Origin of the sequence: Streptomyces sp. NPDC086554 (assembly GCF_040686095.1) — a bacterium.
In the GTDB taxonomy this organism is placed as follows: domain Bacteria; phylum Actinomycetota; class Actinomycetes; order Streptomycetales; family Streptomycetaceae; genus Streptomyces.
The window spans coordinates 275,250-297,142 of sequence record NZ_JBFBJK010000011.1; the positions used below are offsets into that span (position 1 = coordinate 275,250).

At 70.5% G+C, this 21,893-nt stretch carries 20 protein-coding genes; 9 read left to right on the forward strand and 11 right to left on the reverse strand.

Features of this window, described 5'->3' with window-relative positions; translation table 11 throughout:
* Positions 1–34: 34 nt before the first annotated feature.
* The 3 genes from AB0O76_RS20615 to AB0O76_RS20625 all read left to right on the forward strand — a co-directional run bounded on the left by AB0O76_RS20615 (position 35) and on the right by AB0O76_RS20625 (position 3,095).
* The gene (locus tag AB0O76_RS20615; protein ID WP_365492992.1) at positions 35–781 is read left to right on the forward strand and encodes an FCD domain-containing protein; all 747 of its coding nucleotides are present in this window, start codon (positions 35–37) and stop codon (positions 779–781) included.
* A 155-nt stretch (positions 782–936) separates the two neighbouring features.
* Positions 937–2,382: an ethanolamine permease gene (gene eat / locus AB0O76_RS20620; RefSeq protein ID WP_365492994.1), complete on the forward strand. Its 1,446-nt coding sequence runs from the start codon at positions 937–939 to the stop codon at positions 2,380–2,382.
* Positions 2,383–2,384: 2 nt separating this feature from the next.
* A complete protein-coding gene (locus AB0O76_RS20625) occupies positions 2,385–3,095 on the forward strand; it encodes a gamma-glutamyl-gamma-aminobutyrate hydrolase family protein (protein WP_365492997.1) in 711 nt (236 codons plus the stop codon).
* 173 nt (positions 3,096–3,268) lie between these two features.
* Here the strand turns inward: AB0O76_RS20625 and AB0O76_RS20630 are convergent, their stop codons facing one another.
* A complete protein-coding gene (locus AB0O76_RS20630) occupies positions 3,269–4,207 on the reverse strand; it encodes a LysR family transcriptional regulator (protein ID WP_365493000.1) in 939 nt (312 codons plus the stop codon).
* 70 nt (positions 4,208–4,277) lie between these two features.
* On the opposite strand from AB0O76_RS20630, the gene AB0O76_RS20635 reads away from it, so the two are divergent.
* Positions 4,278–5,396, forward strand: a complete 1,119-nt coding sequence (locus tag AB0O76_RS20635; protein WP_365493003.1) for a TDT family transporter — start codon at positions 4,278–4,280, stop codon at positions 5,394–5,396.
* Here the strand turns inward: AB0O76_RS20635 and AB0O76_RS20640 are convergent.
* The 5 genes from AB0O76_RS20640 to AB0O76_RS20660 all read right to left on the reverse strand — a co-directional run bounded on the left by AB0O76_RS20640 (position 5,365) and on the right by AB0O76_RS20660 (position 11,691).
* Positions 5,365–6,078, reverse strand: coding sequence for a helical backbone metal receptor (locus AB0O76_RS20640; RefSeq protein ID WP_365493118.1), 714 nt, complete (start codon positions 6,076–6,078; stop codon positions 5,365–5,367). The two genes, AB0O76_RS20635 and AB0O76_RS20640, sit on opposite strands and share 32 nt — an antisense overlap.
* A gap of 21 nt (positions 6,079–6,099) precedes the next feature.
* Positions 6,100–6,669, reverse strand: a complete 570-nt coding sequence (locus AB0O76_RS20645) for an XRE family transcriptional regulator (protein ID WP_365493006.1) — start codon at positions 6,667–6,669, stop codon at positions 6,100–6,102.
* A 105-nt stretch (positions 6,670–6,774) separates the two neighbouring features.
* Positions 6,775–7,794, reverse strand: a complete 1,020-nt coding sequence (locus AB0O76_RS20650) for a hypothetical protein (protein ID WP_365493009.1) — start codon at positions 7,792–7,794, stop codon at positions 6,775–6,777.
* 176 nt (positions 7,795–7,970) lie between these two features.
* Positions 7,971–10,583, reverse strand: a complete 2,613-nt coding sequence (locus tag AB0O76_RS20655) for an ABC transporter permease/substrate binding protein (RefSeq protein ID WP_365493012.1) — start codon at positions 10,581–10,583, stop codon at positions 7,971–7,973.
* Positions 10,576–11,691: a glycine betaine/L-proline ABC transporter ATP-binding protein gene (locus tag AB0O76_RS20660; RefSeq protein ID WP_365493015.1), complete on the reverse strand. Its 1,116-nt coding sequence runs from the start codon at positions 11,689–11,691 to the stop codon at positions 10,576–10,578. The genes AB0O76_RS20655 and AB0O76_RS20660 overlap by 8 nt, the downstream gene beginning before the upstream one ends.
* A gap of 279 nt (positions 11,692–11,970) precedes the next feature.
* On the opposite strand from AB0O76_RS20660, the gene AB0O76_RS20665 reads away from it, so the two are divergent.
* From AB0O76_RS20665 to AB0O76_RS20680, 4 genes are all read left to right on the forward strand, one after another.
* Positions 11,971–12,876 carry a 5'-3' exonuclease gene (locus AB0O76_RS20665; RefSeq protein WP_365493121.1) on the forward strand — a complete coding sequence of 302 codons (906 nt, stop codon included), beginning with the start codon at positions 11,971–11,973 and terminating at the stop codon, positions 12,874–12,876.
* Between the two features lie 52 nt (positions 12,877–12,928).
* A complete protein-coding gene (locus tag AB0O76_RS20670) occupies positions 12,929–13,765 on the forward strand; it encodes a siderophore-interacting protein (protein WP_365493018.1) in 837 nt (278 codons plus the stop codon).
* A 152-nt stretch (positions 13,766–13,917) separates the two neighbouring features.
* Positions 13,918–14,502, forward strand: a complete 585-nt coding sequence (locus AB0O76_RS20675; protein ID WP_365493021.1) for a GNAT family N-acetyltransferase — start codon at positions 13,918–13,920, stop codon at positions 14,500–14,502.
* A 123-nt stretch (positions 14,503–14,625) separates the two neighbouring features.
* A complete protein-coding gene (locus AB0O76_RS20680; protein WP_365493024.1) occupies positions 14,626–15,585 on the forward strand; it encodes an RluA family pseudouridine synthase in 960 nt (319 codons plus the stop codon).
* On the opposite strand, the gene AB0O76_RS20685 is transcribed toward AB0O76_RS20680, so the two are convergent.
* Genes AB0O76_RS20685 through AB0O76_RS20705 form a run of 5 tightly spaced genes read right to left on the reverse strand, consistent with a single transcriptional unit; the run spans position 15,579 to position 20,123 of the window.
* Positions 15,579–17,060 carry a cytochrome P450 gene (locus AB0O76_RS20685; protein WP_365493027.1) on the reverse strand — a complete coding sequence of 494 codons (1,482 nt, stop codon included), beginning with the start codon at positions 17,058–17,060 and terminating at the stop codon, positions 15,579–15,581. The genes AB0O76_RS20680 and AB0O76_RS20685 overlap by 7 nt on opposite strands.
* Before the next feature lie 34 nt (positions 17,061–17,094).
* Positions 17,095–17,718, reverse strand: coding sequence for an ATP/GTP-binding protein (locus AB0O76_RS20690; RefSeq protein ID WP_365493030.1), 624 nt, complete (start codon positions 17,716–17,718; stop codon positions 17,095–17,097).
* Entirely contained in the window at positions 17,699–18,088 is a 390-nt protein-coding gene (locus AB0O76_RS20695) for a DUF742 domain-containing protein (RefSeq protein ID WP_365493033.1), read from the reverse strand. The genes AB0O76_RS20690 and AB0O76_RS20695 overlap by 20 nt, the downstream gene beginning before the upstream one ends.
* Complete coding sequence (locus tag AB0O76_RS20700; RefSeq protein WP_135334226.1) at positions 18,085–18,492, reverse strand: roadblock/LC7 domain-containing protein; 408 nt, start codon at positions 18,490–18,492, stop codon at positions 18,085–18,087. The genes AB0O76_RS20695 and AB0O76_RS20700 overlap by 4 nt, the downstream gene beginning before the upstream one ends.
* Positions 18,489–20,123 (reverse strand): ATP-binding protein, encoded by a 1,635-nt coding sequence (locus AB0O76_RS20705; RefSeq protein ID WP_365493037.1) that lies wholly within the window; start codon positions 20,121–20,123, stop codon positions 18,489–18,491. Before AB0O76_RS20705 ends, AB0O76_RS20700 begins: the two co-directional genes overlap by 4 nt.
* A gap of 521 nt (positions 20,124–20,644) precedes the next feature.
* Between AB0O76_RS20705 and AB0O76_RS20710 the strand changes: the two genes are divergently transcribed.
* On the forward strand, positions 20,645–21,751 hold the full coding sequence (locus tag AB0O76_RS20710; RefSeq protein WP_365493040.1) for an LLM class flavin-dependent oxidoreductase: 1,107 nt from the start codon (positions 20,645–20,647) through the stop codon (positions 21,749–21,751).
* The last annotated feature ends 142 nt before the right edge of the window (positions 21,752–21,893 follow it).

The window sequence follows — 21,893 nt, forward strand, 5'->3', positions numbered from 1 at the left end:
CGAGAACCATTGATTGGGAAGGGGGTACGGCCAGATGTCGCAGACGGATGCCGACGCGGCGAGCGACGCGACCGATGACCGGCTCACGCCGGTACTGCGTCCCGTGCGGGCGGGCAACGGTTTCGAGGAGGCCCTGGAGCAGATCCTCCAGGTCGTACGTCTCGGTCTGGTGCCCGGCGGTGAACGCCTGCCGTCGGAACGGGAGTTGGCCGACCGCCTCGGCATCAGCCGGGTCACGCTGCGCGAGGTGCTCAAGGTGCTCCAGGACCAGGGCCTCGTCGAGTCGCGGCGGGGCCGCTACGGCGGCACGTTCGTGCGCCCGCGCCCCGAGGCGGCGGGCGAGGACGAGCTGCGGCGGCGGGTTGCGGACGTCGACGTCGAGGACGCGCTGCGCTTCCGCGAGGTCCTGGAGGTCGGCGCGGCCGGGCTCTGCGCGGCGCACGGCCTGGACGAGGAGCAGCGCGAGCGGCTGCGCACGGCGCTCGCACAGACTCATGAGGCACCGCTCTCCGAGTACCGCCGCCTGGACACCCTCCTGCACCTGACCCTGGCCGAGCTCTGCGGCTCCCCCTCGCTCACGGCGCAGTACGCGGCGGTCCGCGCGACCGTCAACGATCTCCTGGACTGCATCCCCCTCTTGGTCCGGAACCTGGAGCATTCGCAGCGCCAGCACACGGCGCTCGTGGAGGCGGTGCTCGACGGGGACGCGGACGGGGCGCGGGAGATCATGCGCGAGCACTGCGCAGGGACGGCCGCCTTGCTGCGGGGTTTTCTGACATAAGGGGCGGGGTGAGCGGTGATTAACCGCGGTGTAACGCAGGGGTCTTGATTTCTCGCCTACCGCAGGGCAAAGGTATGGATCCGTTCCATTGAGTCACCCCGTTACTCCGTCACTCCGCCCCCGCCGCAGTGCCGCCGCCGCATAGGAGCCGTGCCATGACCGTGGAGTCCACCAAAACGAGTGCCGCCGAACCGGCGGACGACTATCTGGAGCGCAGAACCCTGCGCCGGGGCAGCGCGGGCTGGCTCCTGCTCACCGGGCTCGGCGTCGCGTACGTCGTATCCGGCGACTACTCCGGCTGGAACTTCGGCCTCGCCGAGGGCGGCTTCGGCGGCCTCGCGATCGCCATGGCGCTCATGGGCGTGATGTACGCGTGCATGGTCTTCTCGCTGGCGGAGCTGTCGTCGGTGCTCCCCACGGCGGGCGGCGGCTACGGCTTCGCGCGCCGGGCTCTCGGCCCCTGGGGCGGCTTCCTGACCGGCACGGCGATCCTCATCGAGTACATCCTGGCGCCGGCCGCGATCGCCATCTTCATCGGCGACTACGTGGAATCGCTCGGCCTGTTCGGTCTGACCTCGGGCTGGCCGGTCTATCTGGCCTGCTTCGTGATCTTCATCGGCATCCACCTCTGGGGCGTCGGCGAGGCGCTGCGCTTCAGCTTCGTCGTGACCGGCATCGCGGTGGCGGCGCTGCTCGTCTTCGCGGTCGGGGCGTTCATGGACTTCGACGCGTCGAAGCTGAACGACATCGCGGTGGATTCCTCGGCCTTCGGCTCCAACTCCTGGCTGCCGATGGGCCTGTTGGGCATCTGGGCGGCGTTCCCGTTCGGCATGTGGTTCTTCCTCGGGGTGGAGGGCGTGCCGCTGGCGGCCGAGGAGACCAAGGACCCGGCCCGTACGTTGCCGCGCGCGATCCGCTGGTCGATGGCCATCCTCATCGTCCTCGCGCTCCTCACGTTCTTCGCGTCGGCGGGGGCGCGCGGCGCGAACGCCATCCAGGAGGCGGGCAATCCGCTGGTGGAGGCGCTGCAGCCGGACGGCAAGGCGACGACGCTGAGCCGCATCGTCAACTATGCGGGCCTGGCCGGTCTGGTGGCGTCGTTCTTCTCCCTGATCTATGCGGGGTCGAGGCAGCTCTTCGCCCTGTCGAGGGCGGGCTACCTGCCGAGGTTCTTGTCGCTGACGAGCAGCCGCAAGGCTCCGTACCTGGGCCTGCTGGTCCCCGGGGCGATCGGCTTCGGCCTTGCCGCGGCGACCGGGGACGGCGCCCGGATGCTGAACGTCGCGGTGTTCGGCGCCACCATCTCGTACGCCCTGATGTCGCTCTCACACATCGTGCTGCGGCGCCGCGAGCCGGGCCTGGAACGCCCCTACCGCACGCCGGGCGGCACGCTGACCTCGTCCGTCGCACTGGTCCTCGCCTGCGCGGCGCTGGTGGCGACGTTCCTGGTGGACGTGACGGCGGCACTCATCGCGCTCGGGGTATATGTGGTGGCAATCGCGTACTTCGGCTTCTACAGCCGGGGGCGGCTCGTGGCACGGGCGCCGGAGGAGGAGTTCGCGGCGCTGGCCGCCGCGGAGGCGGAACTGGAGCGCGGCTGAGCATGAGGGAGATGAAGGTGAGCGGGACCGGCAGGCCACTGATCGGCGTCAGCACCTACCTGGAGTCGAAGGCGCGCTGGGGCGTGTGGGAGCTGGAGGCGGCGCTGCTGCCGGCGGGCTACCCGCGCCTGGTCCAGGCGGCGGGCGGCAGCGCGGCGATGCTGCCGCCGGACGATCCTTCGTACGCCGCCGAAGTCGTCGCCCGTCTCGACGGTGTGGTCATCGCGGGCGGCCCCGATGTCGAGCCGGTCCGCTACGGCGCGGAGCGCGAGGACCGCACCGGGCCACCCGCGCGGGAGCGGGACGCGTGGGAACTTGCCCTGATCGAGGCGGCGTTGACGTCGCAGACGCCGCTGCTCGGCATCTGCCGGGGGATGCAGCTCCTGAACGTGGCGCTGGGCGGAACGCTGACCCAGCACATGGAGGGGCATGTCGAGGCGATCGGCGTCTTCGGCACCCACGAGGTGAAGCCGGTGCCGGACACGCTGTACGCGTCGATCGTGCCGGAGGCGTCGACGGACGTCCCCACGTACCACCACCAGGCGGTGGCCCGCCTGGGCCGGGATCTCGTCGTCTCGGCCCACGCGGACGACGGCACGGTGGAGGCGGTCGAACTCCCCGGCACCGGCTGGACGTTGGGCGTGCAGTGGCATCCGGAGATGGGGGAGGATCTGCGGGTGATGCGGGCCCTGGTGCGGGCAGCGGGGGCCTGACCGGCCGTGGCAGGGCGGGCCCGCGGGAGCCTCGCCTCTCCCGCACCGCACCCCGAGATTTGCCTCCCGCAGGGCCTTTCCCGCCCGCCCACTCGATATCGCCGGGTAATCGGTTGGGCGGGCGGGAAAGCTTGTCGCCGAAGGCGGGCGGCCACAGAGGCACCCCGGGTGCCCTAAGCCCGGGTAAGAGACAACAGATCCCGCGCCGGCCCAGTAGGCCGGTGTCCCGTAGGCCACACCGCCCGCAGCTCGCGCCGCAGCCGCACCTCCGCCAGGGGGATCTCCACCAGCCGCCGCGCAGCAAGCTCCTCCCCCACCGCCAGTTCACTCAGCACGGCGGGCCCCGCCCCGCTCACCGCCGACGCCTTCACCGCCGTGGTCGACGACAGTTCGATCAGCGGACGCGCAAGCCCGCCGAGCGCCGCATCGAGGACCTGCCGTGTCCCCGACCCCTCCTCCCTGAGGATCAGCGGAGTAGCCGCGAGCTCCGAGGCCGCCAGCGGGTTCCGGCGCCGCGCCCACACATGTCCCGGCGCGGTGACGACGATCAGCCGGTCGTGGGCGATGACCGCCGAGTCGAGCCCGCTCGGCACCGTGAGCCCCTCGACGAAGCCGAGGTCCGCCTCGCCGGAGAGCAGCCGCTCCGCCACCACTGTCGAGTTGCCCGCAATCAGTGACACCGCCGTGTCCGGACGTGCCGAACGGAGCGCGATCAGCCAGCCCGGCAGCAAGTACTCCGCGATCGTCATGCTCGCCGCGACCCGCAGCCGCGAGTCCCGCCGGTCCCGCAGCGCCTGCGCCCCCGCGTCGAACGCCTCCGCCGCCTCCACGATCCGCCGCGCCCAGTCGGTGACGAGCGCCCCCGCGTCGGTGAGCCGCGAACCGCGCGGCGACCGGTCCACGAGGGCCACCCCCAGCTGCCGCTCCATGGAGCGGACGCGGCTGCTCGCGGCGGGCTGGGTGATGCCGAGCTCCCGCGCGGCCCGCCCCAGACTGCCGAGCCGCGCCACGGCGAGCAGCAGTTCGAGCGCCCCGAGGTCCGGCACACGATGGGCGAGCGGCGCCCCCGTCGGCGTATCGGAGAACTCGGCAGGCGAGGATGACGTACTCATAAGGCCAGGTTATGCCCTCATAGCGACATGACTCCTGGTGGGGGACCCGGCGAGGAAGGACCGTGGACACATGGTCACCCTCGCCCACCCGCAGGCACCCGCGCGCAGCATCCGCCGCAGCGCCCCCGCCACCCGTCACCTCGCACCCAACTGGTACGCCGCCGTCATGGGCACGGCGATCATCGCCAACGCGGGCGCGGCGCTCCCCGCCGGCATCCCCGGCCTGCGGACCGCCTGCACCGCCGTCTGGGCGCTCTCCCTGCTGATGCTCGCCGCCCTGCTCGTCGCCCGCACCCTGCACTGGGTCCACCACCGCGACCAGGCCCGCGCCCATCTCCTCGACCCGGCCGTCGCCCCCTTCTACGGCTGTCTCGCCATGGCCCTGCTCGCGGTCGGCGGCGGCGCGCTCCTGGTGGGCGAGGACTGGATCGGCACGGGCGCGGCGGTCGCGCTCGACACCGTGCTGTTCACCGCGGGCAGCGTCATCGGGCTCGCGGCGGCCGTGGCGATCCCGTATCTGATGGTGGTCAGGCACCGAATAGAGCCGGGCCAGGCCTCTCCCGTCTGGCTGCTTCCCGTCGTGGCGCCCATGGTGTCCGCCGCCCTCGGCCCCCTCCTCATACCCCATCTCCCGGCGGGACAGGCGCAGGAGACGCTGCTCTTCGCCTGCTTCGCGATGTTCGGCCTGAGCCTGCTCGCCACCCTGGTGATGCTGCCGATGATCTTCGCCCGCCTGATGACCGGCGGCCCCCTGCCGCTCGCGCTGACCCCCACCCTCTTCCTGGTCCTCGGCCCGCTCGGGCAGTCGACCACGGCGGTCAACAAGTTCGCCGACACCGCGGCTTCCGGCGTCGTCCCGGCCCCCTACGACCAGGGCTTCGCGATCTTCGCCGTGCTCTACGGCGTACCGGTGATGGGCTTCGCCCTGCTGTGGCTCGCCCTCGCGGCCGCGATGGTGCTGCGGGCCCGGCGCCGGGGCATGCGCTTCGCGATGACCTGGTGGGCGTTCACGTTCCCCGTCGGTACGTGCGTCACAGGCGCCGAGGGCCTGGGCAAGCACACCGGCCTCGCGGTGTACGACTGGCTGGCCGTCGCCCTGTTCATCGTCCTGGTGGCAGCCTGGGCGGTGGCCCTCACCCACACCGTGCGCGGCCTGCTCAGCGGAAAGCTGCTCGCAGCGCCCCGCTGAGAACGGCAGGCGCCTCCCCCAACGACGGCCCGTACCAGGTCAGATGGCGGCCGCTGACCAGCGCCGCGGGGACGGGGAACGACTCGGGGCCGTCATCGCGCGTGAAGCGGTACGGCTCGTCGGGCAGGACCACCAGGTCGCGCGCCGCGGCCCGCAGCTCCTCCAGCGGGATGCGCGGATAGCGTTCGGTGTGGGTCGCGTACGTGTTGTCGACGCCCAGGCGCCGCAGCAGATCACCGGCGAATGTGTCGCGGCCCAGGACCATCCAGGGGCGCCGCCAGATCGGGATCACCGCCCGCTGCCTGACCTCCGGCGCCGGAAGCCGCGCCCACGCCCCTTCCGCCTCGTCGAGCCACCGCGGCCGCCCCGACCCGCAGGCGGCCAGCACCCGGGCCAGCTCCCGGAAGGCGCCCGGCAGATCGCGCACCTCCGTCACGAGCACCTCGATCCCCGCCGCCCGCAGCTCCGCGAGGTCGGGGGCGCGGTTCTCCTCCTCGTTGGCGATCACCAGGTCCGGGGCGAGCGCGACGATGCCGCGTACGTCAGGGTTCTTGGTGCCGCCGACGCGGACCACGTCCAGGTCCGCCGGATGGCTGCACCACTCCGTGGCCCCCACAAGGGCGCCCGGCAGCGTGACGGCGACCGCCTCGGTCAGCGACGGCACGAGCGAGACGACCCGCATTCCGGGCACGAAAGGGCCTCCTCAGCGCCGGGCGTCCGTGGCCTCGATGTGGTCGGCGACCGCCACGACGAGGACCTGGCTGTCGGGCACGGTCGCCCGCCAGCGGTGGCGCACCCCGCCGGTCAGATACAGGCTGTCGCCGCGGCCGAGCCGGTGCGCCCTGCCCTCCGCCTCGACCTCGACGGCGCCGCCCACGACGTACATCAACTCGTCGTTGCGGTGCTGGAATTCGCGCCCCTCGTCGTGGTCCCCGGTGAACTCGATCGCGTGCAGCTGATGGTGGCCGCGCACCAGCGTGCGGACGCGGGCGTCGGGCGACGAACCCTCGCCGTCGCCCTCGTCGGCACGCACCAGGTCGACCGTGCAGGCGGGGTCGGCGGCGGCGAGCAGTTCGACGTCGGTGGTCAGCAGGGCGTCGGCGACGCGCTGCAGGGAACGCCTGCTGGGCCGCGCCCGCTCGTTCTCGACCTGGCTCAGAAAAGGCACCGAGAGACCGCTGCGCTCGGCCACCACGGCGAGGGTGAGCTCCAGCTGCCGGCGGCGGCGCCGCACGGCCGAGCCCACTCGGAGGGTTTCCTTCTGCTCGTCCATCGCCTCGGCTCCCTTCTGCGCGTCGGTCCACTCTCAACCCTGTTGGGTTTTCTGCACCCTACGCATGTTCGCCAAACGGTTTCGCCCCGTTGCCAGGACCGCCGCCTACAGCTTGCGCCAGTAGATAAGCTGCCCCGCCTCTCCGGGAGCCGCCCCTTCCCCCGGAATGAAGAGACTGACCAGCAAAGCAGGCCGCCCTTGAGGATCGGTCAGGAGCGTCGCCGAAGGGTTGGCGAAGGCGCTGCTGCCGCCGTGCGTACGGATGGCGAGGCGGTCCGCGGTGCCGCTCGCGGGGTCGTAGGCGTAGGTCCGCCAGCTCCCGAAGTCGCCGCGCCACCGCTGCCCCTCGACGAGGAGCACCCGCCGCCCGTCAAGATCGACGGGCGCCCGGTCGCCGAGGTTCCCGCTGTTGCCCCACGTCTGCAGGGCCCGGTCGAGCCTCCGGTCCGGCGTCGCCTCCCAGTGCCGGAAGCCGGTGAGCGTGGCGCGCAGCTGGCGGTCGGTGTCGCAGTCGGCGCGGTAGTGCCCGGTGAGCTCGACGGTGTCGCCGTGTACGGCGGTGATGGCGGGCGTGCCCTCCGCGCACCGCGAGAGGGTGCGCGGCGCGTCGTAGGCCCGTGCCGCGCGCCCGTCGAGCAGCGCCTCCTCGTGGGCGTACGCGCGCACCGCGATGTGGTTCTTCGGGTCCTTCTCGTACGCGAGGACATATCCACCGCGCCCGTCACCGGCGAGGGACGCCTGATGGGTGCCGGGCCCGAAGTCGTGGCGGCGCTGCCAGTGCCGCAGATCGGCGGAGGTGGCGACGGCGGCGTGGAAGCGGCCGTCGCCCAGAAGCGTGTGGTAGACGGCCAGATACGTGCCGTCGGAGCGCTGGGTGATCTGCGCGGCGTCCATGGTGCGGCCGGTGTCGTCCCTGGCGTCGTAGCGGTGCCCGTCGGCGGCGCGCACGTCACCGGCCAGCGCGGCGAGCCGTGCGGTGCCCGCGGACGCGGGGGCCGCGCTCGCGGTCGGCATGCGCGAGATGAGCAGCACCCCGATGAGGGCCAGGACCAGGGCGACCAGGAGCGGCAGGGCCCGGAAGGAGCGGGTGACGGTCACGGGGAAGGGGCTCACAGGGAGGTTCACGTGGGATGACGTGAACGGGCGGCGGGAACTCACCGGGGTTGGCGGGAACCTCACCGAGGTTAGGGACTCGCCCCGTCGACCGGTACGGAAGGCGGGGTGGGATGCGCCACACGGCACGTCCCACCCCGCCGACGGCACGCTGCCGTCGGCGGGGCTCAACTGTGCTGCTGCTCCGGCTACTTCACCGGGGCCATCTTGTCGACGATGCCCGGGTGGGCCTCGACCCACTTCTGCACGCCGGCTTCTTCCTTGCCCTTGCCGGCCTTCTGGACGGCCTGCTCGAGACTCATCAGCTCGTCAGGGCTCATGTGCCAGTTCTTCAGCCAGCCGTTGAGCTCCGAGTACTTCTTCGGGAAGCCCTTGTTGGCCAGCGTCTTGATCTGGTTGTTGGCACCCCAGGTCTTCTTGGGGTCCTCGAGGCGCGTGAGGTCGTACTTGTTGTACGCCCAGTGCGGCGACCAGAGCACGACCGCGACCGGCTCCTTCTTCGCGTACGCGCGCTCCAGCTCGGCGAGCATCGGACTCGTGCCCGCGCTGGTCAGGTTGAAGTCGTCCAGACCGTAGGCCGGCATGACCTTGTCCTTGAGACGCGTCATCTGGCCGGTGCCCGGCTCGATGCCGACGATCCTGCCCTTGAACTTGTCCTTGTTCTTGCGCAGATCGTCCATGGTCTTCACGCCCTTGACGTAGGACGGGACCGCAACCTCGAGCGTCGTCTTGTCGTACCAGGCCCCGACGTCGACGAGATCCTTCTTGTACTTCTCCCAGTACTGCTTCTGCGCGACCGGCAGCCAGCCGTCGAGTTCGAAGTCGACCTGGCCGGTGGAGAGACCGGTGAACAGCGGGCCGACGTCGAGCTTGGTGGTCTTCGGCTTGTAGCCGCGCTTCTCCAGGACGTTCTTCCACAGGTACGTGGCGGCGATGCCCTCGTCCCACGCCGGGTAGCCGATGTTCGGCGCGGCGCCGGCCTGCTTGCCCTTCTCGTACGTGGCCTTGGCGACCGGAGCCATCTTGTCGACGATGCCCGGGTTCTTCTTCATCCAGGCCTTGACGCCCTGGTCCTGCTTGCCCTTGCCTGCGTCCTGAATCTCGCCCTCGAGGGAGGTCAGCTGCCCCTCGCTGAGCTTGAAGTCCTTCAGCCACTGCGCGACCTGCGGCTCCTTCTCGGCGAAGCCCTTGCGGCCGAGGGTGTGGATGCCGTCGCCCGAACCGAAGGAGCCCTTGGGGTCCTTCAGCTTGGTCAGCTCGTACTTGTCGTACGCCCAGTGCGGCGACCAGAGCGTGACCGCGATGGGCTCCTTCTTCGCGTACGCGCGGTCGAGCTGGGCGAGCATCGCCGAGGTGTTGGACTTGACCAGCTCGTACTCGCCCTTGAGGCCGTAGTCGCGCTGGACCTTGTCCTCGTAGAGCTTCGTCTCACCGGCGCCGGGCTCGATGCCGTAGATCTTGCCCTTGAAGAGGTCGCTCTTGCCCTTGAGGTCGTCGAGCGTCTTGACGCCCTTGACGTACTTGGGCACCGCGATCTCGAGCGAGGTCGGCTCGTACCAGCTGCCGTAGTCCTCGAGCTGGTTCTTGTACTTGCTCCAGTACGGGGCGTGCGTGGCCGGCAGCCAGGAGTTGGTCTGCACGTCGATGCTGCCCTGCGCCTGGCCGTTGTAGAGGGCGCCCACTTCGAGGGCCTTCACATCGGGCTTGAAGCCACGCTGCTCGAGGACGTTCTTCCACAGGTACGTGGAGGCGGTGCCCTCGGGCCAGTCGATGTAGCCCATCTTGATCGTGCGGCCCTGGCCGACGTTCGCGGAGACCTTGGGGCCCTCGTCGTCGTTGCCGAAGATGTTCAGGCCGCCGGCGACCAGCGCCAGGACCAGGACACCGACCATGGCGACCGGCGTGGCCGGCTTCCACTGCATGATCTTCAGGCCACCGAGCGCGGAGTTGGCCTTGGCCAGGGCGCGCCGGCCGAGTGGCGAGACGCGCTGGTTGAGGGCGCCGGTCATGCGGTCCAGGTACATCGCGAGGATGACCACCGCGATACCGCCCTCGAAGCCGAGCGCGACGTCGACCGAGCTGATGCCGTCGTACACGGTGGAGCCGAGACCGCCACCGCCGACCATGCCGGCGACGACCACCATCGACAGGGCGAGCATGATCGCCTGATTGACGCCCGCCATGATCGTGGGCAGGGCAAGGGGGAGCTGGACGCGCCACAGCGTGTTGCGCGGGTGCGTGCCGAACGCCTCGGCGGCCTCGATCAGTTCCTCGTCGACCTGCCGGATGCCGAGCTCGGCGAGGCGGACGGCCGGCGGCATCGCGAACACGATGGTCGCGACCATGCCGGGGACCGGGCCGACGCCGAAGAAGAAGATGCCCGGGATCAGATAGACCATGGCGGGCATGGTCTGCATGAAGTCGAGCACCGGGCGTATCAGACCGCTGACGGTGCGGTTCTTGGCCGCCCAGATGCCGATCGGCAGCGCGAACACAAAGATGATCACGCAGGAGACGAGCACGAGGGACAGCGTGTTCATCGCCGGTTCCCACTGCTCGATCGAGTCGATCAGCGCGAATCCCGCGAACGTCGCCACGGCGGCGAGGAGCCCGCGCAGCCAGAAGGCGAGCACGGCGAAGATGCCGATGAGGATCAGCGGTTCGGGCGAGGTGAGGACGGCGTTGACGCCGTCGTAGGCGTTCCCGACGACCAGCTTGATGAAGTCGAAGAGCCACTCGCAGTTGTCGCGCAGCCAGTCGACTCCGGAGGCGACCCAGTCGCCGATGTGGATCCTAGGCACTGGCGATCACCTTGCTCTCCTCCGCCGAGGCCTCCGTCGAGGGCATCGGCTCGCCGAGCACGGCGAGCAGCCGCTCACTCGGTACGACACCGATGAGCTCACCCTCGCCGTCGGTGACGGCCACGGCGACGCTGCTGGTGGAGCACGGCGTGAACAGCTCGATGATCGGGGTGTCCGCCGTGACGGTGGCGGGGGCGGCGGCGAGCACGTCCGATGCGGTCTGCAGTTCCTTCCCGTCGGCCGTCTTCGTACCGAAGGCGGTCTCGGGCTCGTCCATGATCGCGCCCGCCGTGAGCACGCGGGCCCGGTCGACGTCCTGCGTGAACGACGCGACGTAGTCGTTGGCCGGGGTCACGAGGATGTCCTCGGCGGTGCCGATCTGGACGATGCGGCCGTCGCGCATGACGGCGATCTGGTCGCCCAGGCGCATGGCCTCGTTCAGGTCGTGGGTGATGAAGACGATGGTCTTCTTCAGCCGCTTCTGGAGTTCGAGGAGCTGGTCCTGCATGTCGCGGCGGATCAGCGGGTCGAGCGCGCTGAACGACTCGTCCATGAGGAGCAGGTCGGCGTCGGTGGCAAGGGCGCGGGCCAGGCCCACGCGCTGCTGCATACCGCCGGACAGCTCGTCGGGCCAGGACTTCTCCCAGCCCTTCAGTCCTGCGAGTTCGAGCGCGACCGTGGCGCGCTCCTCGCGCTCGGCGCGCGGCACGCCCTGCACCTCAAGGCCGTAACCGGCGTTCTCCAGGACGCTGCGGTGCGGGAAGAGGGCGAAGTGCTGGAAGACCATGCTGATCTTCTTGGAGCGCACCTCGCGCAGCTCACGGGCGCTCAGCCCGGTCAGATCCTGTCCGTCGAAGAGCACCTGTCCGGCCGTTGGTTCCGACAGACCGTTGAGCATGCGCAACAACGTGGACTTGCCGGATCCGGAGAGACCCATGACGACGAAGATCTGGCCCGGCTCGACCGTGAAGGAGGCGTCGATCACCGCGGCAGTGGTGCCTTCGGCGCGCAGCTCATCGCGGTCGGTTCCGTGGCGGAGTTTCTCCACCGCGTCAGCGGGTCGTCTGCCGAACACCTTGTACAAGTGCTCGGCTTGCAGCCTGGACACATACACCTCTCGGGTTGAACCACAACGGCCCGCCTCCCCCGCCGGCGGGCCGTGGAGCGACGCGGGTTCCGCCCGCTTACGTGCCCGATGCAATAGTTGAATCATCGACCGGGAGCGCTCCGCATCCGCGCCTGCCCGTGCGTACAAGAATCAAACACAGGCGTGTTCCAGTTCACATTTGTTGCACGTTCTGCACCGCACAGCGCGATACGCAACAGACCGCGCGCTGTCAGTGCCGTGCGGCATGATGCGAACGTGACTCAGCAAACGCGACGGCTCATGCTGCTCGACACGGCTTCTCTGTACTACCGCGCCTATTTCGGGGTCCCCGATTCCGTGAAGGCCCCGGATGGCACCCCGGTCAACGCGGTGCGCGGTCTGCTCGACTTCATCGCCCGGCTCGTCCAGGACCACCGCCCCGACGACCTGGTCGCGTGCTGGGACGCGGACTGGCGCCCGCACTGGCGGGTCGAGCTGATCCCCTCGTACAAGGCGCATCGCGTCGCCGAGGAGGTCGAGCAGGGCCCGGACGCCGAGGAGACCCCGGACACGCTCTCGCCGCAGGTCCCGGTCATCGAGGACGTCCTGGACGCGCTCGGCATCGCACGCGTGGGCGTGGCCGCGTACGAGGCCGACGACGTGATCGGTTCGTACGCCGCCCGGGCCACCGGCCCCGTCGACATCGTCACCGGCGACCGCGACCTCTATCAGCTGGTCGACGACGAGCGCGGCATCCGCGTCCTCTATCCCCTCAAGGGCGTCGGCAGCCTCCAGCTCACGGACGAGGACTGGCTGCGGGAGAAGTACGGCGTGGACGGCGGCGGCTATGTCGACCTGGCGCTGCTGCGCGGCGACCCGAGCGACGGGCTGCCCGGCGTGCCCGGCATCGGCGAGAAGACCGCGGCCAAGCTCCTCGACGCGTACGGAAATCTGGCCGGAATCATGGCCGCCGTGGACGACCCGAAGAGCAAGCTGACGCCCTCCCAGCGCAAGCGGCTCGACGAATCCCGGGCCTATGTGGCGGTCGCGCCGACGGTGGTCCGCGTCGCGGACGACGTGCCGCTGCCGGACATCGACCTCACCCTGCCGAACGAGCCCCGCGATCCCGCGGCCCTGGACGAGCTCGCGGCGCGGTGGGGACTGGGCGGCGCGCTCCAGCGATTGCTCACCACACTCCAAGGGTGAGGTGTTAGCTTAGGTAAGCCTAAGCAACATTGGATCAGGGGAGGCCGCCGCCATGGCAGAACGTCCTGCACGCAAAGCACCGAAGACTCACCAGGCACAGGTCGTGCGTACCGAGCGCCTCACCCCACACATGCAGCGCGTGGTCCTCGGCGGCGACGGCCTCGCCGAGTTCACGGCGGGCGATTCCACGGATCACTACGTGAAACTGCTCTTCCCGGCCGAGGGCGCGACGTATCCGGAGCCCTTCGACATCCAGCGGATCCGTGAAGAGTTCCCGCGCGACCAGTGGCCCGTGACGCGTACGTACACGGTCCGCCGGTGGGACCCGCAGGCCCGCGAGCTGGCCCTCGACTTCGTCATCCACGGCGACGAGGGCCTGGCCGGGCCGTGGGCCCAGCGGGTACAGCCCGGCGCCACGGTGCGCTTCCTCGGCCCGGGCGGCGGTTACGCCCCCGACGCCGCGGCCGACTGGCACCTCCTCGCCGGTGACGAGAGCGCGCTGCCCGCGATCGCCGCCGCGCTCGAGGCGCTGCCCGAGGGGGCCAAGGCGTACGCGTTCGTGGAGGTCGGCGACGCGGACGAGGAGCAGAAGGTCGAATCGTCCGCGGACATCGAGTGGCTGCACCGCGGTCAGCGCCCCGTCGGCGAGGCCCTGGTCGAAGCGGTGCGCTCGCTGAAGTTCCCGGACGGCGACCTGCAGGCGTTCGTGCACGGCGAGGCGGGCTTCGTGAAGGAGCTGCGCCGCTATCTGCGCGTGGAGCGCGAGGTGCCGCGCGAGCGGCTTTCCATCTCCGGGTATTGGCGGCTCGGTCACAATGAGGATGGGTGGCAGGCGTCGAAGCGGGAGTGGAATGCGCAGGTGGAGGCTGAGCAGGAAGCAGCTGCTTAGCGGGGCGCTTGGCTGGGGCGGGACGGGGCCTCTCTCGTCCGCCCGCCGGTGGGGGCTGGTCGCGCAGTTCCCCGCGCCCCCTACGGGGCCCGTCGCGGGGCCTGTGCCGAAAACCAGTCCCCTCATCATCGGCCCGCTGTCACGATGAGCCCATGCCCTTCAAGATCTCTGACGTAGTCGCAGCAGGGACGCTCACCCGGCAGGCACAGCCCACCATCCCCGTCCCCGGCGGCCTCGTCATCCGACCCTGGTCGCCCGATGACGCGCCCGCCGTGTACGAGGCGTTCCAGGACCCACTGATACAGCGCTGGCACGCGCGGGACGCCGAGTCGGTCGACGAGACCCGGGGCTGGATCGACGGCTGGCGCAAGGCCTGGTCCGAGGAGAAGGACGCGTACTGGGCGATCACCGACGCCGCCACGGACGAGCTGGTGGGCCGGATCGCGCTGCGCCTGATCGTGCTCGCCGACGGACAGGCCGAAGTCGCCTACTGGACCATGCCGTCGGCCCGCGGCCGTGGCATCGCCCCGCGCGCCCTGACCGCGCTGTCGCGCTGGGCCTTCGACGAGGTGGGCCTGCACCGCCTCGAACTCACCCACTCCGTGGCCAACGAGGCATCGTGCCGGGTGGCCCTCAAGACGGGCTTCGAGCCGGAGGGCACCAAACGCAGCGCGGTCCTCCACGCGGACGGCTGGCATGACATGCATCTGCATGCGCGGGTCAAGGACGACAGCTGACGCCTGACCCCGGGATTCGGGTGGGTGGGCGGGAAAGTCTTGCGCGAGCCGAAGCTGCCGGGCCACGCACGAAGCAACCTCGCACCCGGTAGGCGCCCCGCCAGCCCCCGTACCCTTCAACCTGTGACCCGCAAGCCCCGCATCCCGCCCTCTCCCCTGCCCCAGCGCCGCGGCGTCGACCCCGTGCGGGTCAAGCTGCCGGCCGACGGGGCGTGGGCGACCGTGCGGGATCACCTCGTGGCACGGCTCAAGGCCGGGCCGGGAGTGATCGACGGGATGCTGCGGGACGGGCGGATCATCGGGGCCGACGGCGTACCGGTGGCACCGGACGCGCCCTACGCGCCCGGCGCCTTCGTGTGGTTCCAACGCGATCTGCCGGACGAGGTCCCGGTGCCGTACGCCATCGACGTCGTCTACCGCGACGAGCACATCGTCGTCGCCGACAAGCCGCATTTCCTCGCCACCACACCCCGCGGCAGCCATGTCACCGAGACGGCGCTCGCCCGGCTCCGCACGGAGCTCGGCCTGCCCACGCTCGGCGCCGCGCACCGCCTTGACCGACTCACCGCGGGCCTGATCCTGTTCACCGTGCGGCCCGCCGAACGCGGCGCCTACCAGACGCTGTTCGGCGAGCGACGGGTACGCAAGGAGTACGAGGCCGTGGCGGCGTACGACCCGGCGGCCGAACTCCCCCGCACCGTACGCAGCCACATCATCAAGGAACGCGGCGTCATCGCCGCCTACGAGGTCCCGGACGCCGAGCCGAACAGCGAGAGCGAGATCCAACTCGCCGAGCACAACGGCGAGTTGGCCCGCTACCGACTGACCCCGCACACCGGCCGCACCCACCAGCTGCGCGTCCACATGAGCGCCCTGGGGCTTCCGATCCTCGGCGATCCGATCTACCCCGTGGTACAGGGGCCCGTGCCGCCGGACGATTTCCGGCGGCCCCTCCAACTCCTCTCCCGCGTCCTGGAGTTCACCGACCCCGTCACGGGCGCCGAGCACCGCTTCGTCAGCGCGCGCGAGCTCGGCGCCTGGACCGCGTACGACACCTGGCAGGGGAAAGCGGGGGGTCAGTAACCCCGCCACCAGGTGACGAAGCGCCGCCACGCGCCCTGGCGCGGCACGGTCGCGGCCACCGGCTCCGGTGCGGGCGGCGTCGGCGCGGGCTGGGGCACGACCGGCGCCGGCTGGGCGGGCCGGGGCGCCGGGGACGACACCTGCCAGTCGTTGCGCGGCCCCGGCACCTTCGCCATCGGCCGGGCCGTCACATCCTGCGGCGGCCGGGGTGCGAAATGCACCGGCAGCGACACCAGATGCCGCGAGAGGATCGACGAGTTCCACCTCAACTCGTGTTCCTCGACGGCGAGTTCCACATCAGGGAAGCGCATCAGGAGCGCGTCGACGCCGGTGTCGGCGATGGCGCGCCCGATGTCCTGCCCCGGGCACTCGTGCGGACCGCCGCCGAACGCCAGATGGGAGCGGTTGCCCTGCATGTTGGCGGCGAGATCCGGGCGTACGACAGGGTCCACGTTGCCCGGCGCGATGCCGAAGATCAGACCGTCGCCCGCCTTGATCTGCTGGCCGCCGAGCTGCGTGTCCTGCTTGGCGAAGTAGCCGACCATGGCGCTGAACGGCGGCTCGTCCCACAGGGACTGCTCGACCGCCTCCGGGACGGTCATCTGGCCGCCGCTGAGCTGGGCACGGAAGCGCGGGTCGGTGAGGACCATCCGCAGGGCGTTGGAGATGAGGTTGACCGTCGCCTCGTACGCGGCGCAGAGCACGAGCCGCAGATGCGCTGCGACCTCGTCGTCCGTGAGCTGCGCGGGCTGGGCCATGAGGTTGCTGGTGAAGTCCTCCTCCGCCTTCGCCCGGCGCCGCGCCACCAGGCGCATCAGCGCCTCCATGATGTACGCGTTGCTGGCGATGGCGGTCTCGGTGCCCCTGATCATGTCGCGGACGGCCTGCACCATCCGCTCGTTGTACTCCTCGGGCATGCCGAGGACATGGCACATGACCATCATCGGCAGATGCTCGGCGTACCCGCTCACGAGGTCGGCCCTGCCGTCCTGGCAGATGTCGTTGAGCAGGAGGTTGCTGTAGCGGTTGATGTAGCGGCGGATGCCCCGGTGGTCGAGGCCTCCCATGGCGCCGGTGACCGCTCCGCGCAGCCGCTCGTGCTCGGCGCCCTCCGCGAAGGTGGCCATGGGCTGCCAGGTGACGACGGGGGCGAGCGGGTTGTCGGGGCCCATGGAGCCGTCCAGGACGGCCCGCCACTGGCGCGAGTCGCGGGTGTACTGCGAGGGGGTGCGCACCATGTGGAGGTTCTCGCTGTGGCCGAGGACCGCCCAGATCGGTACGTCGTTGTGCAGCAGGGCCGGGGCCACCGCACCGTGTTCGGCACGCAGCTTCTCGTACACGCCTGCGAGGTCGGTATCCGCCTCGGGACCGTAGAGGCGGCGCAGGCCGCCGGGTCCGAGGCCGTGGGCGGGGCAGCCGGGGGGCGGCAGGGACGGGTCGTCCGTGCCGGGGTGGGAGTGGGATGGGGTCGTCACGTTCGTCGCTCCGGGGTTGCGGATGAGATGAGGGTCAGACGCGGGCCACGGTCAGGGAGTGCAGATACCGCATGAGGGTCAGCAGGGTGTCCCGGCTCGACACGCGCTGCCGGGCGTCGCACTTCACGATCGGCACCGCCTCGTCCAGGTCGAGGGCGCCACGCAGCGCCGGGATCGCGTGCTGCGGCGCGTCGGGAAAGTCGTTGACCGCGACGACGAAGGGCACTCCGCGCTCCTCGAGGCGGCCGATCACGTCGAAGCTGACCTCCAGGCGCCGGGTGTCGATGAGGACGACGGCGCCGAGCGCGCCTTCGAAGAGCCCGTTCCACAGGAACCAGAAGCGCTCCTGGCCCGGGGTGCCGAACAGATAGAGCACCAGCTCTTCGGAGATGCTGATCCGGCCGAAGTCCATCGCCACGGTCGTGGCCGTCTTGGACTCGGAGCCGTAGTTGTCGTCCACGCCGATACCGGCCTGGGTCATGGTCTCTTCGGTGGTCAGCGGCCTGATCTCGCTGACCGAACCGACCATCGTCGTCTTGCCGACCCCGAACCCGCCCACGATCACGACCTTCACCGCGGCCGTGGCCGTGTGCGGCAGCACGTCCTCGCTGCTGGGTCCGGTGATCGTGTCGGTGTTCTCAGAGTTTCTGAAGTCCATGCATCACCGCTTCGAGGAGGGAACGGTCGGGGAGCGTGGAGCGGACGATCGGCTCGCGCGCCTGTACGAGGTCGACGGCGAGCATCCTCGTCAGCAGAATCGTCACCACGCTGAACGGCAGCGCCAGATAGGCCGAAAGCTCGGCGACGGACAGCGGCTGCTTGCATAACCGCAGTACGACGGAGTGCTCCGGCTGCGCCGCGGGGGCCGCCTCGCCGTGCGCGACGATCAGGGTGACCAGGTCGATCGGCGCCCGTTCCGTGTCCTCGCCCGTGATGGTGTAGAGCCGCTCGGGGTTCTCCGGGCTGCGCCGTACACGCCGGGGAGGGTCGTCGCCGTGGGCAGGAGGGTCGCCTTGCGGAGGAGTCATACGGCCTGCCCGTCTCGCCGGGGCGGGCTCGTCAGATGGGCGCCGATCCGGACGACCAGGTCCCGCATGCGGTTCCCGATGAGGCCCGCGTCCACGGTCTCCTCCGCGAGGACGGCCAGATAGGCACCGGCGCCCGCGGCCATCATGTAGAAGTAGCCGCCGTCGATCTCGATGATCACCATGCGCATCCCGCCTTCGCTGTGCGGGATCTCGGTGGCGACGGCGGCGGCCAGGGACTGAAGTCCCGCGCAGGCGGCGGCGATCCGGTCGGCTCCGTCGGGGTCGCCGCCGTAGCGCGCGATCCGCAGACCGTCCGCGGAGAGCACCACGATCTGCCGGGTCTGCGGCACCCCGTCGGCGAGCTCCTTGAGCATCCAGTCGAAATTGGCCCGTTGCTGGATCACTTCCAGCCCCCCTCGTCGGCGTTGTCGGCGTTGCCGTGGTCGTTCTCGGTGTGGTCCCCGGGGGGCGGCGGATCGCCGGCGGTGGTCTCGTCGCCCTTGACGCCCTTCATGAAGGCCTCGATCCACAGACCGGGCTCCTTCTCCTCCTTCTTCTTCACCGGTTCGGGTACGACCGGTGTCGTCGGGGGCTTGGCGTACTGCGCGGCCTGGGCCGCGTACTTCGCGTCCTCGGCCTCCTGGGCGACCCGCTGGCTGAACGATGTGCGGACCCGGCTGCGGCGCTGCGGCAGACCGTTCGACGTCCACTCGGTGACCTCGGGGACGTCGTCCTCCATGGCCGCGGTGAGTTGTGACTTCGAGAGCGGCGGTCCCGCCGTCATGACGCGGGGCTTCTTGCGCCGGATGCCGTGGGGCTCCTTGATGGGCTCGCCGTTCGCGTTCACCCGGGGCACCGCGGAGGCTCCGATGCCGTGCGCGAGGCCGGGCGCGGGCCCGGTGCTGATCATCTCGCGCGGGACGATGAGGACCGCGCGGACCCCGCCGTACGCGGACTGCCGCAGCGAGACCTGCAGGTTGTACATCTGCGAGAGTCGGCCCACGACGGCCATGCCCAGGCGCGGGGTCTCACCGAGGTCGTTCAGGTCGATGCCGGCCTGGGCCTGGGCGAGCATGCGCTCGGCCCGCGCCCTGGCCTCCTCGCTGAGGCTGACGCCGCCGTCCTCGATCTCGATCGCGATGCCTGTCTGCACCTCGACGGCGGTCACATGGACGCGGGTCTGCGGCGGCGAGTAGCGGGTGGCGTTGTCGAGCAGCTCGGCGCAGGCGTGGATGAGCGGTTCGACCGAGGTGCCGCGGATGGCGATCTTGGCGATCGAGTGCAGATCGACGCGCTGGTACTCGAGGATCCGCGACATGGCGCCGCGCAACACGCTGTACAGCGGTACGGGCTTGGGCCATTGGCGTCCGGGGCGGGCGCCGCCGAGCACGGTGATCGAGTCGGCGAGGCGGCCGATCAGCGCGGTGCCGTGGTCGATGCGCAGCAGGTCGTCGAAGACCTCGGGGTTGCGGCCGTGGAACTCCTCCATCTCGCGCAGTTCCGCGGACTGTTGGTGGACGATGGACTGGACGCGCCGGGCGATGTTGACGAAGGCGCGCTGCGAGGACTCGCGCATCGCCTCTCCGGTGTCCAGGGTGTCCAGGACGTTGCGGAGCATCTGCCGCTGTGACTCCGGGAGTTCGGCGAAGGACTCGTCACCGTCGACAAGGTGGCGGATCACTTCCGAGGGTGCTTCGCCCTGCCGGAGCCGGAACACGGCCTCGGGGATGATCTCCCCGCCCAGGCGGATGGTCTCGTCGTCATGGGATGCGATGCGCCGCTCCAGGAAGGCGACCCGCTGTCCGTACTGCGCGTGGAGCTCGCGGATGGACCGGCCGCGGCGCACCGCCTCGGCGCCGACCGCGATGACCACGAGGGTCGCGACCGCACCGCACCAGCCGACCGCGATGCGGGCGGGTTCCGTGACCGCCGCGACGGCGGCTCCGGTTGCCGCGGCCATCAGCATGGCGGGCAGCAACAACACACGTGCGTAAGGGACTTCTCGGCCACCGGGAGGCGATTGAACACTCACCATGTATGCCCTCTGAACACTCGTCTTGGGGGAGGAATTAGGGGGTGATGCTGGGAAATGGGGGGAGCCTGTGGGGAGTTGGGAGGGGAAGACGCATACGAACTATCTGCAGATCTGGGAACAAGCGCGCGAATCTATCGCAACTCGTTTCAACTCGCCGCGCTCCGGGCGAGCTTAGTCCGCCGGAATCATCGCCGAGTCATATTCAGCAACCCTCTGCAGCGACCTCGCCGACAGGCATACACTCGGCCCATTTACACGCGTGGCGATCAATCGAACACGTGGAGTAATGGCGTCGAATGGAGGGAACAGACCTCCGCACGACCGTGGTTGACGCCCTGTATGGACGGCTGTTCCACTGGGCGCATGCGCCCTCAGCTGCGGCTGGTCACCCGCGACCACATCGACTTCGGTCGTGTGTGGTCCGCGTCGTGTTGCTCCTGACTGCTTCCGCGTCAGTTTCTGACTGCTGCCGTGTCAGTCATGTCAGCGCACACCACGACCAGTTGAGATGAGGCTCCATCATGCCCGTCGAGTTCCTCGGCATCGCAGCGACCAACGAAGGCTCCGAAGTCACCGCGCGTTCCGGCGCCTCCTTCGACAAGGACTACACGCTCAGGCTCGCCCGCGCCCACGAGGACCACGGCTGGGACCGCGTCCTGTTCGCGTACGGCTCCGGCTCACCGGACCCCTCCCCCGCGGCCGCCTATATCGCGGCCCGCACGGACCGGCTCCAGATCCTGGTCGCGCACCGCCCGAACGTCTCGTACCCCACCTTCGCCGCGAAGACCTTCGCGACCCTGGACCGGATCAGCGACGGCCGCCTCGCGGTGCACTTCATCACCGGCGGCAACGACCAGGAGCAGCAGCGCGAGGGCGACTTCCTCACCAAGGACGAGCGGTACGCGCGCACCCGCGAGGCCATCCAGATCATCAAGAAGGCGTGGACCTCGCACGAGCCCTTCGACCACGAGGGCGCGCACTACCGCTTCAAGGACTTCGTCAGCGACACCTTCCCGGTCCAACAGCCGCATCCGCGCGTCTCGTTCGGGGGTTCCTCGCCCGCCGCGTACGCGGCCGGGGGCGCCGAGGCCGACATCTACTGCCTGTGGGGCGAGCCCCTGGCACAGACCGCCGAGCAGATCGAGTCGGTGAAGGCGGCGGCGAAGGCCGCGGGCCGCACCGACGTCCCCAGGATCCAGGTGGCGTTCCGCCCGATCATCGCGCCGACCGAGGAGCTGGCCTGGGAGAAGGCGCACGCGACGCTGGCCCGCATCAAGGCACGCAAGGCGGGCGCTCCCCTGTCCCGCCGCCACCCGCTGAAGAACCCCGAGAACTCGGGCTCGCAGCGGCTCCTTGCGGTGGCGGCCTCGGGCGAGCGGCACGACCGCGCCCTGTGGACCCCGACCGCGGCGGAGACCGGCGGCGCCGGCAACTCCACGGCCCTGGTGGGCACTCCGGAGACGGTCGCCCAGGCCCTGCTCGACTATTACGACCTGGGCGTCGAAATCCTCTCGGCCCGCGGCTACGACCTCCTGGACGACGCGATCGACTTCGGCCGGCATGTGATCCCGATCGTCCGGGAGGAGGTCGCGAAGCGGGACGCGGCGCGATCGAGCTCGGCGGCGTAGTTTTCAGCCCCTCCGGCGTTTGAGGAGCGGGGGTGGGGGGGGGGGGGGCCCCCCCCCCCCCCCCCCCCCCCCCCCCCCCCCCCCCGGGGGGGGGGGGGGGGGGGGCCCGCCCCCCCCCCCCCCCCCCCCCCCCCCCCCCCCC

Bases quoted from the DNA above. Each gene is read 5' to 3' on its own strand.
- AB0O76_RS20630 (WP_365493000.1), bottom strand. From the start codon at position 4,207: ATGAGTACGTCATCCTCGCCTGCCGAGTTCTCCGATACGCCGACGGGG.
- AB0O76_RS20695 (WP_365493033.1), bottom strand. From the start codon at position 18,088: ATGACTCCTCCGCAAGGCGACCCTCCTGCCCACGGCGACGACCCTCCC.
- AB0O76_RS20710 (WP_365493040.1), top strand. From the start codon at position 20,645: ATGCCCGTCGAGTTCCTCGGCATCGCAGCGACCAACGAAGGCTCCGAA.
- eat (WP_365492994.1), top strand. From the start codon at position 937: ATGACCGTGGAGTCCACCAAAACGAGTGCCGCCGAACCGGCGGACGAC.
- AB0O76_RS20670 (WP_365493018.1), top strand. From the start codon at position 12,929: ATGGCAGAACGTCCTGCACGCAAAGCACCGAAGACTCACCAGGCACAG.
- AB0O76_RS20705 (WP_365493037.1), bottom strand. From the start codon at position 20,123: ATGGTGAGTGTTCAATCGCCTCCCGGTGGCCGAGAAGTCCCTTACGCA.
- AB0O76_RS20625 (WP_365492997.1), top strand. From the start codon at position 2,385: ATGAGGGAGATGAAGGTGAGCGGGACCGGCAGGCCACTGATCGGCGTC.
- AB0O76_RS20690 (WP_365493030.1), bottom strand. From the start codon at position 17,718: ATGGACTTCAGAAACTCTGAGAACACCGACACGATCACCGGACCCAGC.
- AB0O76_RS20640 (WP_365493118.1), bottom strand. From the start codon at position 6,078: ATGCGGGTCGTCTCGCTCGTGCCGTCGCTGACCGAGGCGGTCGCCGTC.
- AB0O76_RS20665 (WP_365493121.1), top strand. From the start codon at position 11,971: ATGCTGCTCGACACGGCTTCTCTGTACTACCGCGCCTATTTCGGGGTC.
- AB0O76_RS20615 (WP_365492992.1), top strand. From the start codon at position 35: ATGTCGCAGACGGATGCCGACGCGGCGAGCGACGCGACCGATGACCGG.
- AB0O76_RS20635 (WP_365493003.1), top strand. From the start codon at position 4,278: ATGGTCACCCTCGCCCACCCGCAGGCACCCGCGCGCAGCATCCGCCGC.
- AB0O76_RS20645 (WP_365493006.1), bottom strand. From the start codon at position 6,669: ATGGACGAGCAGAAGGAAACCCTCCGAGTGGGCTCGGCCGTGCGGCGC.
- AB0O76_RS20675 (WP_365493021.1), top strand. From the start codon at position 13,918: ATGCCCTTCAAGATCTCTGACGTAGTCGCAGCAGGGACGCTCACCCGG.